The organism is Bacteroidales bacterium, assembly GCA_012519055.1.
GTDB lineage: Bacteria > Bacteroidota > Bacteroidia > Bacteroidales > Salinivirgaceae > JAAYQU01.
The window spans coordinates 25,769-34,513 of the sequence record JAAYQU010000026.1 but is presented as its reverse complement, the minus strand read 5'-3'; the positions used below and the strand labels follow the sequence as shown (position 1 = coordinate 34,513).

The following is an 8,745-nucleotide window of genomic DNA, read 5'->3' as shown; positions in this document are numbered from 1 at the left end:
GTTATTTATTTCAGCAAATGCTTTGTGGCTCAGACTGTTAGTCTGCATATTTACTGAGGCACCGAAAGCAGCAGCCCCATTCGACGATGTTCCAACACCACGTTGAATTTGAATGCTGTTGACACTTTCAATAAAATCGGGCATATTTACTAAAAACACGCTATGCGACTCGGCATCATTGAGCGGAATATCGTTAATCGTGATATTTATTCGTGTCATATCAACACCGCGAATTCTAAAACTTGAGTATCCAATCCCCGTTCCTGCATCAGATGATGCAACTAATGATGGTGTGAGTTGTAATAGATACGGTATTTCCTGACCGCTGTTTTTCTCTTTTATTGTTTTGTAATCAATAGTATGGTGGCTTACCGGGGTGTTTTCTGAAGCTCTCAAAGCCGATACAATAACTTCCTGAGCTGTATAGGCTTGTGTTTCTAATTGAATTTCAATATAGTAATCATTTTTTAGGACAATTGTGCGTTTTTCGGGTCTAAATCCCAAATAACTATAAACTGTCACTAACTCCTCATTCTCAGGTAGATTTGTTAATGTAAATCTACCTTCGTGGTTCGTTACTGTACCTGTTTCCAGTTTTTCAACAAATACGTTTGCGCCTTCAAGTGGGCGACCTTCGGTTGTTGTGATTTTTCCACTTAAGGAAAATTGAGCCATAGAGCTGGTTACGCTCATTGCGACAAGAATTGTTAAAAAGTAATGTTTCATTTCTATTGCTTTTATAGTTTAACAAAAAGCAATGGGGAGATAAAAAAAATGAGATACGAAAAACTTTTCCCTTCGCCGGCATTATCCGGATCAGGTTCTAAGGGTATGATCTCAGCCTGAAAGTAAGGCACCCCATTGTATTATATCGGTGACAAAGTTAACAAAAAAAGTTAAAAGGGAAAAGAAATTTGAACACAGATGACACAGATTGAACGGATTTACACAGGTTTTTAATGAATTAACTGAAAACCATGCAATTGTTCATTATTAATCGCTTTTACTTTCTAATTTTTTAAGGGTTTGGGGTTAAAACTCCATAAACTCGTAACTGTTTTTTAAAGAGTTCATATATTTCCAAAAATCTTCGGATTTTAAAACTATGGTGGCTCTGTTGTCATTTGGGTGGAAACTAAGCTTTTCGGCTTCTTTTAGTGCAGGATCAAAAAATGTGTGTACGTGGTTTTCTTTATCGTTGAGAAGTCCAAAAGGGGAGACGGAGCCGGGCATTAATCCTAAATATTTTGTCATTCGTTTTTCTGATGCAAACGTGAGTTTCCCTTGTTTTAGTTTTTTTTCAAGAGCACTGATTTCTAATTGAGCATCGTGATGTACTATCACCAGATAATGACGATTTCCCTTATGATTTCTAAAAAAGATGTTTTTACAAAATACTGCGTCTAACCACCATTTGTGAATTTTGGCATCTTCTATTGTTGGTATTGGTGGGTGTTCGTAGTATTCAAATTCAATTCCAAGCTCTTTCAGGTAATTATAAACAATCTCTTGTCCAATCATTTTCACTATTTTTTTGTTTCACAATATCGTTTAATAACATTATAGGAATCGGATATTCCAAGTTGACCAGCTTTACTGATATCTAAACATCCACGCTCAACCTCTTTTAGATAAATTAAGGTAAGACCTCGATTATAGTAGGCTTGTGGTAAACTTTCGTCAATACTTATTGCTTTTGAATAGTCGTCTATTGCCTCGCGAAACCGTTGCGATAAAGCCATAATATTTGCTTTGTTATAGTAACATAACGAGAAATTGGGATTCAGCTCAATTGAGTTATTCAGCCCCTGTTCGGCTTTGCTGTAGTCAACAACCGTTCTGGTGTCACTTGTTGCGCGGTACGTTGTTTTATCTTCAGTAAGCTTTATTGTTGTTGATATTTCCGACATAGAAAAAACATATTCAGCCATTGAGGCTTCTATGGTTCCCTCAAGGAAATAGTATAACCACAATGTTTTAAAAACCTCTTTGGATTCTCGTAGCAGTTCAAGTGCTTTATTATAATTTGCTTGTTGAGCTTGCGCTATAACTTTCTGAACAATAAAGAGTTCTGGTTGTAGCAATGAGTCAACAGTTGAGGGCTGAGCAGCTGTAGTATCCTTAACCATCAAGCGAGGATATATATTGTTTGTATGCTCATCGGATTGATTATATGCAAAAAATGAACTAATAAATGGCAAATTTTCTGCAGGCGGAACCTTAGCAACTTGAACCGAATAGTTTGGCTGTAACTTTATGTCAACGGCTTGATTTTGTATTCTTCCACGCGTAAAGCTGTTGCTAAACTCGCTATTAAAATCGAGCATTTGTTTTAGATCCGCCGCTGTATCACGAAGTTGGGCGTATTCTGTTGTGTCGGAGCTATCTGTCCGATATTTGGCAATCATCTCTTCGGCTTTCAAATGATCCAAGTATGCGCCTTTGTCGTCGCCAAGCATCTGTTTTACATAACTACGATTTAAATACGCAGTTGCAAAATCAGGAAAGATTTCAATTGCGCGATTGTAATCATACAATGCCCCTTGATAATTGTTGAGTGCAATTTTTGCACCTGCACGATTGTAATATGTGAGAATATTGTCGGGATTGTTGTTTATAGCTTCTGTATAGTCGTCAATAGCTTCGTTGTATCTACCTAATTCAGTGAGCAGTACAGCTCGATTATAGTAAACCAATGCATTTGTGGAATCAATCTTTAAAATAGCCTGTAGGTCGTCTAAAGCCTTGTCAAAATTCTCTAATTGGTAGTACGATATTGCTCGCTGAAACATTATCAGGGTATTTCCCTCGTCTAACTTCAATGCTTGATTAAGGTTTATAATTGCTTCGGAATAATTTTTTTGTTCATATTGGATTATTGCCAATCTGCGTAGTGCTTCGGCTGAAAAAGGGTTTAACCGTATTCCTGTTTTTAAGTCATTGATTGCCTGTACGGTATCTCCTAAGTGTACGTGGCTAATTGCACGATTAAAATATGTGTCGGGCAATGTCTTTTCTATTTTTAGCGATTCGTTGAAATATTCCAAAGCCTTTTCATGCTCCTCGTGCATAATGTGAATTACTCCCATATCGGCGTATATATGGCTATTTGCAGGATTTAACTCCATAGCCGCTGCCAGGTCTTCTTTAGCATTGTTGAAATCGCCCAACTGTTCAAATGTTAATCCTCTGTAGTGAAATGCATCTGAATAGAACGGATTTATCTTAATTGCCATTGAAAAGTCTTCCATGGCACCACGAAAATCGTTTAGATTATATTTGGCTATTCCACGTAAAAACCAAGCTTCCGTAAGTTTTGGCTTGCTATTTATAACGGCTGTAAAGCGGGCTACTGCGCTTATATAGTTCTCTTTATACAAATCGTACCGCCCCGAGCCGATATAGTACGCAACATTAAGTTGTGCTTGCGACTGCAGGGACATTATTAGGAGAAACAGAATAAGAATCTTTCGGTACATTCTAATTAGCAAAATATGTGAACTCAAATATTTAATGCAAAGCTAATTAAAAAAAGATAGAATGGTATGCCACTCTATCTTTATATTATTTTTTGTTAGTAAAAATTCAATTAGAGTTTTATGATTTTTTTAGTTAATATTTGACTGTTTAATTGTAAATGAAAAATATATGTACCAGTTTTTAAATAAGATATATCCAAACTATTATTACTTGAAAGTTGTATTTCTTTTTCTAAAGTTTTTTCTCCATTTATATTGTATATTTTTATCAGTGCATTTTTCCCCTCTAATGGTTGTTTAGTGCTATATGTTAGCATATTATTAACTGGATTTGGAAAGATTAATAGCTGTTCATGTTTTACAATATTTTGAATATTGGTTGACACTGGTGTTATTGTCCGAAAGAGAGAGGATACATTACTACTACATCCGACAACCAATAAAAGATAACCATCAGAAGAGAGAGCCATTTTTTCGATCCTAAGATTAGTTAAGCCCTGAGTTATATCCTCCCATGTGTCACCGTGGTCGTCAGAATAAAGTACACAACCCGGTCCTCCGTATTCGTCTGTACATCCTATAAAAATCCGATCGTTTGAATCAATTATTATAGCTTGTACATCTGCTAATTTCTTTCTTTCCCAAGTGTTTCCGTTATTGGTTGAGCGAAAAAAACCAAAACGTGTGCCTGCAAAGATGTAGTCTATTGAGTTTGTCGCAAGCGATTGAACGTGGTTGTCGTCTTGCCAGCAGCTTTCCCATGTGTTTCCACTATCAAAAGAGAATAGGATATCACTATTTGCGAAAAAATTTATAGTTCCGGCAAATAAAGCCCCTTCATTATTCTGAGTAAAGGAGGTTATAGGAGAATCGTAGTAGTCTTCGAAAACTATTGTCCAAACTGTGTCGTGGAGGTTTTTTTTATATATTCTGCCCCCATTACTAAAAACAATAAACTTTTCGTTAACATGTATTGCACAAGGGACTTCGGGTGTTGGAATAGTATCCCATGTATCGCCGTTATTGTCAGAAGAGTGCAAATTCCACGAGCCTGCGTAAATACGGTCATTTGCATCAACCGTAAATGATCGTACGGCAGAGTTTAATCCGGTTTTTTCAATTGTTTTTCCATTGTCTAAAGTTCTGTAAACACCATCTTTTAATCCAAAATAAACGCCATGGCTATTTGAGGTCATAGCACGTACCCAAAAATTTTCAGGTGTATCTAATGGCACCCAAAAATCTTGTGCTACAGTTTGTAAGCAGATTAGTAAAAGGGTGGTTATTAGTGTTAGTGTTTTCATACGTATTGTTCTTTTTCTTTTGTATAATTTACTTTACTTTTAAAATTAATTGATAAATTCAACTAAATAACGGCTAAGACGAATATCATTATGTACGAGGTTTGCCAATATAATATTTATTTTCCAATAGATGTTTTCTGTTGGGGAAGATGCAATGTTCTATTATGTTTGTGGTTTAGGCTGCTGAGTATATTTTATGATATTGAAAAAATGTAAAAATCATACTTTTATTGTAGAACAGCCACAAAATGTATTTGTATTTTAACGATTTGACTCTTTCAACCATTGGTTTAAAACTAAACGGTCGGCTTCAGACCATTTAAGGTTTGAGAGTTCGCTCTTTTCAAAAAAGTCAGCTTTTTCGTGACTCTCTAATCGGGTAATTTCAGATAAAGCAGATGCAAAAAAGGGTGTTAGTCTGATATTTATATCGTGGTAACTATGTTTGACTGTTGGGAGCTTTTTTATTATTTCAATTTTCATACCCAACTCTTCAATGATTTCTCTTTTAATACAATCTTCGGGTGTTTCGTTTTCCTCTATTTTCCCGCCCGGGAACTCCCACATTCCTCCTCGCAAACCTATTGGTTTACGTTTTGCAGCTAATATTTTTCCATCTTTTTTGATTATTGCGCAGCAAACATCAATATACATCTTTAAATAAAATGCTATTTATCTAAGAAACTATTTAGTTTCGACATTAAAACAAATTTGTTGACAGGTAATACAAAATAGTCGTTACAACCATCTGCAAAAATTTGCTTCTTCTCTTTTAGCGAGGCTTTTGGTAATAGAACTACAATGGGAACATCTTCATTTTTAGCTCTAATATCTTTTATCAATGAAAATTCGCTGTTGTGAGAATATTGACTTTCCAAAATAATTACGTCAATAGAACTGTTTTGTTCTAAAGTATCCAGTAGTTTTTGACTATCAGAAATATTAATGATTTTGATCCCACTAGGGATTAAAATATTTTGTATTTCTCTGGTGGTTTTATAGTTTGAATCATATAGTAAAAGTGTTTTGTAATTCCACTTTGTATAGGTTTCATTGTTTTTTAACTCGTGATCTTCGGTGTACTGGATATATGGCAAAGTAAAATAGAAGGTTGATCCTTTGCCTATTTCGCTTTCAACCCACAATTTACCGCCCATTAGCTCTATTATTGCTTTACTGATTGTGAGTCCTAATCCGGTTCCTCCATATTCTGGAATTGTTGTATGATCACCTTGCCTGAAATGATCAAAAATTATATTTTGATTTTCTTCTGAAATTCCAATCCCCGTGTCTTTGACAAAAAACTTGATAAGATTGTTACGTGAAAGATAGCATCCGAACTCGACAAAACCCTCTTTTGTGAACTTTATGGCATTGTTAATCAGGCTGTTAAAAACTTGTTGAAGTTTTGTGCCGTCAATCCAAACAACTCCAGCATCGTCGGGCAGCATATATCTTGAAACAACTGTAATTTTATCATTTAGTGATGCTGCATGTCCACTAGAAAAGACGAAAAGTTCATTAAAGAATTGTTCTAAGTCAACTTTATGGTTGGAAATATCAATTTTCCCGGCTTCTACAATTGAGATATTTACCATATCATCGACAATTTGAAGCAATTGGTTGCTACTTTTGATAATAATATCTAAATACTCTTTACGTTGTGCTTCTGAAAGGTCTTGGTCACGGATTAATTCGCTAAAACCAATTATCCCATTCATGGGCGTGCGTATTTCGTGTCTAATATTAGCTAAAAATGCAGATTTCAGTCTATCTGCCTCCTCGGCTTTTTCCTTAGCGTTCTTAAGTTCCGTTTCATGTTTCTTTTGATTTGAAATGTCGATAATAATACTACGCAAGCCGGTAACTATATCATTTTTTATTATTGCATTTACTTTTATTAGAGCATCAAATGTTTTATTATTGAGTGTAACAATGGTTACCTCTTCTTGTACCTCTCGAAACTTTAAGCTATTAAAATTTCGAAAAAGAGTGGATATTTTTTTTCTGTCAGATTTTGGGAAAAGTCTAAGGGCATGAAAACCTCGGCTAATAAATTCAGGATCGTATCCAAGTTTTTCAAAAAACAGCTTATTTGCATATTTTATATAACCTTGGTTGTCTATTTCACTAACCATTTCGGGCAAACTATCTGCTAAATCTTTAAATCGGGCTTCGTTAGCTTTTATTATCTCTTCATTTTTTTTCCTGACAGTAATATCTTCAAATATTGCAAATGCACCTAGAGATTTACCGTTTGCAGAATATACACTGTTAATGTAAACAAAGATATTTAAGCTTTTCCCGTTGACTGTTATGGTGTGTTCAAATTCAGTAGCTTTGTCGTTAAATGCCCCATAAAGTCTATCTAACAGATAACTGTCATCTATTATATCGTATATTTTTCGTGCTCTTATTGATTCAACTGATGTGTCAAGCATTATCGCAAACTCAGGATTTACACTTAAGATAACACCACTTTTTTCATAATGTAGTACACCCATAGGTAGAGTATTCAAGATATATTTGAAACGTTCTTGTGCCTCTAACTCTTTTTCTTGAATCCTTTTTCGTTCTATAATTTCTTGTTGTAAAGATGCGGTGCGTTCTTGAATTTTCTGGTCTAGTTCTTTATTGTGTTTGCTTTTAAGTTTGTATTTAATGTAGAATAGGTAAAATAGAAATATTACTATTATAATTATAGCGAATAAAATACTGTATCTAAAACGGCTTTTCTCTATTTGAAACTGTTGAATATCAGTTTTTTGCCTTAAAACTTCGATTTCTTTTTCATATTTCTCTTGTTCGAACTTCATTTGGAGTTCGAAAAATCTTTCCTCTTCTTTAATTTTTTGAATTGAGTCGTCAAATTTACTTGCTATCTTAAAATATTGAAGTGCTTTTGCGTAATTCCCGAATTTTTCGTATGTGTTTGCTAATTTGGAATATACCGATTGAAGACGTGGAATATTATTGAGTTTCTTACCTAAGGTTATAACATCATCGTAATAGTGTAAAGCTTTACCATAGTCTCCTAAATTCTCATAACACCTTCCAAGATTCATTCTAATATCTGCTAACCCAAAATCGTTATTATTGTTGACTGCAATAGAATCGGCTTTTAATAAATAATCAATAGCTTTCAAAAAATGTGTGTTATGCATGTAAACTACACCGATATTGTTGTAGCACGATGACAGTTGTGTTTTGTCATCGCGTGACTCTAGAATTGGTACGGCCTTAGAGAAATAATCTAATGCAATTTCGCTTTGATCAGTATCATTATATATTTTCCCAAGGTTTATATAGCCTGCCGCAATACCAATGGAATCTCCCAGTTGTTTTTTTATATCTAATGAACGGTTGTATATCTCAATGGCCTCTTCATATCTTTTTGAGGTTATGTAAATAACCCCAACATTATTTAAAGACTTTGAAATTCCGGCTGAGTCATTAATCTTTTCTCGTAAATCAAGGCTTTTAATAAAGAAATCAAGTGCCGATGTTTCGTCTTTTTGATACCAATACGATGAACCAACCAAATTTAAGATGTTAGCATAGGTTAGAGTGTCTACATTGTTCAGGTTTACAACATCAAGGCATTCTAAAGCATATTTTACTCCTAAGTATGGTTTTTTTCGAGAATAATATTTTATAATTACCTCGTAAGTATTGATTTTTTCTTTTAAAGGCAGTGTGTCAATAACCGATAGCATTGAGTCCACCTGATGTTGTGTTTTACCTTGCAATGCCATGCAATGCGTTAAAAAAACCACAGCAAATGCTATTAGATACTTTCTCATTTCTCAGCTATATGGTAAAAATATATCCGAAAGATATAATTTTTTATTGATTCACGATACATAACTACAAATAAAGTGCTTTAAAACAGTATTTAAATATTTGTAAAACAGTCTTAATTGTTTTTTTTGTAAATTGTGTATGATTTAGGAGTAAAAAAA

General features: G+C 34.3%; 6 protein-coding genes and 1 riboswitch. All 6 genes read right to left on the bottom strand.

Annotation, left to right across the window (positions count from 1 at the left end; all coding sequences use genetic code 11):
• The coding region (locus GX311_05165; protein NLK15770.1) for a TonB-dependent receptor at positions 1 to 726 on the bottom strand (726 nt) is incomplete at its 3' end.
• A 49-nt stretch (positions 727 to 775) separates the two neighbouring features.
• Positions 776 to 871: riboswitch (TPP riboswitch) on the bottom strand.
• Positions 872 to 1,032: 161 nt separating this feature from the next.
• Positions 1,033 to 1,521, bottom strand: coding sequence for a prolyl-tRNA synthetase associated domain-containing protein (locus tag GX311_05160; protein ID NLK15769.1), 489 nt, complete (start codon positions 1,519 to 1,521; stop codon positions 1,033 to 1,035).
• A gap of 5 nt (positions 1,522 to 1,526) precedes the next feature.
• Positions 1,527 to 3,479 carry a tetratricopeptide repeat protein gene (locus GX311_05155; protein NLK15768.1) on the bottom strand — a complete coding sequence of 651 codons (1,953 nt, stop codon included), beginning with the start codon at positions 3,477 to 3,479 and terminating at the stop codon, positions 1,527 to 1,529.
• Positions 3,480 to 3,589: 110 nt separating this feature from the next.
• Positions 3,590 to 4,783 carry a T9SS type A sorting domain-containing protein gene (locus GX311_05150; GenBank protein ID NLK15767.1) on the bottom strand — a complete coding sequence of 398 codons (1,194 nt, stop codon included), beginning with the start codon at positions 4,781 to 4,783 and terminating at the stop codon, positions 3,590 to 3,592.
• 261 nt (positions 4,784 to 5,044) lie between these two features.
• Entirely contained in the window at positions 5,045 to 5,437 is a 393-nt protein-coding gene (locus tag GX311_05145; protein NLK15766.1) for a (deoxy)nucleoside triphosphate pyrophosphohydrolase, read from the bottom strand.
• A 14-nt stretch (positions 5,438 to 5,451) separates the two neighbouring features.
• Positions 5,452 to 8,586: a tetratricopeptide repeat protein gene (locus GX311_05140; GenBank protein NLK15765.1), complete on the bottom strand. Its 3,135-nt coding sequence runs from the start codon at positions 8,584 to 8,586 to the stop codon at positions 5,452 to 5,454.
• Positions 8,587 to 8,745: the final 159 nt, after the last annotated feature.

What these genes read in the sequence shown, in the direction of transcription:
- GX311_05160 (NLK15769.1), bottom strand. Translation starts at nt 1,521, where the DNA reads ATGATTGGACAAGAGATTGTTTATAATTACCTGAAAGAGCTTGGAATT.
- GX311_05155 (NLK15768.1), bottom strand. Translation starts at nt 3,479, where the DNA reads ATGTACCGAAAGATTCTTATTCTGTTTCTCCTAATAATGTCCCTGCAG.
- GX311_05150 (NLK15767.1), bottom strand. Translation starts at nt 4,783, where the DNA reads ATGAAAACACTAACACTAATAACCACCCTTTTACTAATCTGCTTACAA.
- GX311_05145 (NLK15766.1), bottom strand. Translation starts at nt 5,437, where the DNA reads ATGTATATTGATGTTTGCTGCGCAATAATCAAAAAAGATGGAAAAATA.
- GX311_05140 (NLK15765.1), bottom strand. Translation starts at nt 8,586, where the DNA reads ATGAGAAAGTATCTAATAGCATTTGCTGTGGTTTTTTTAACGCATTGC.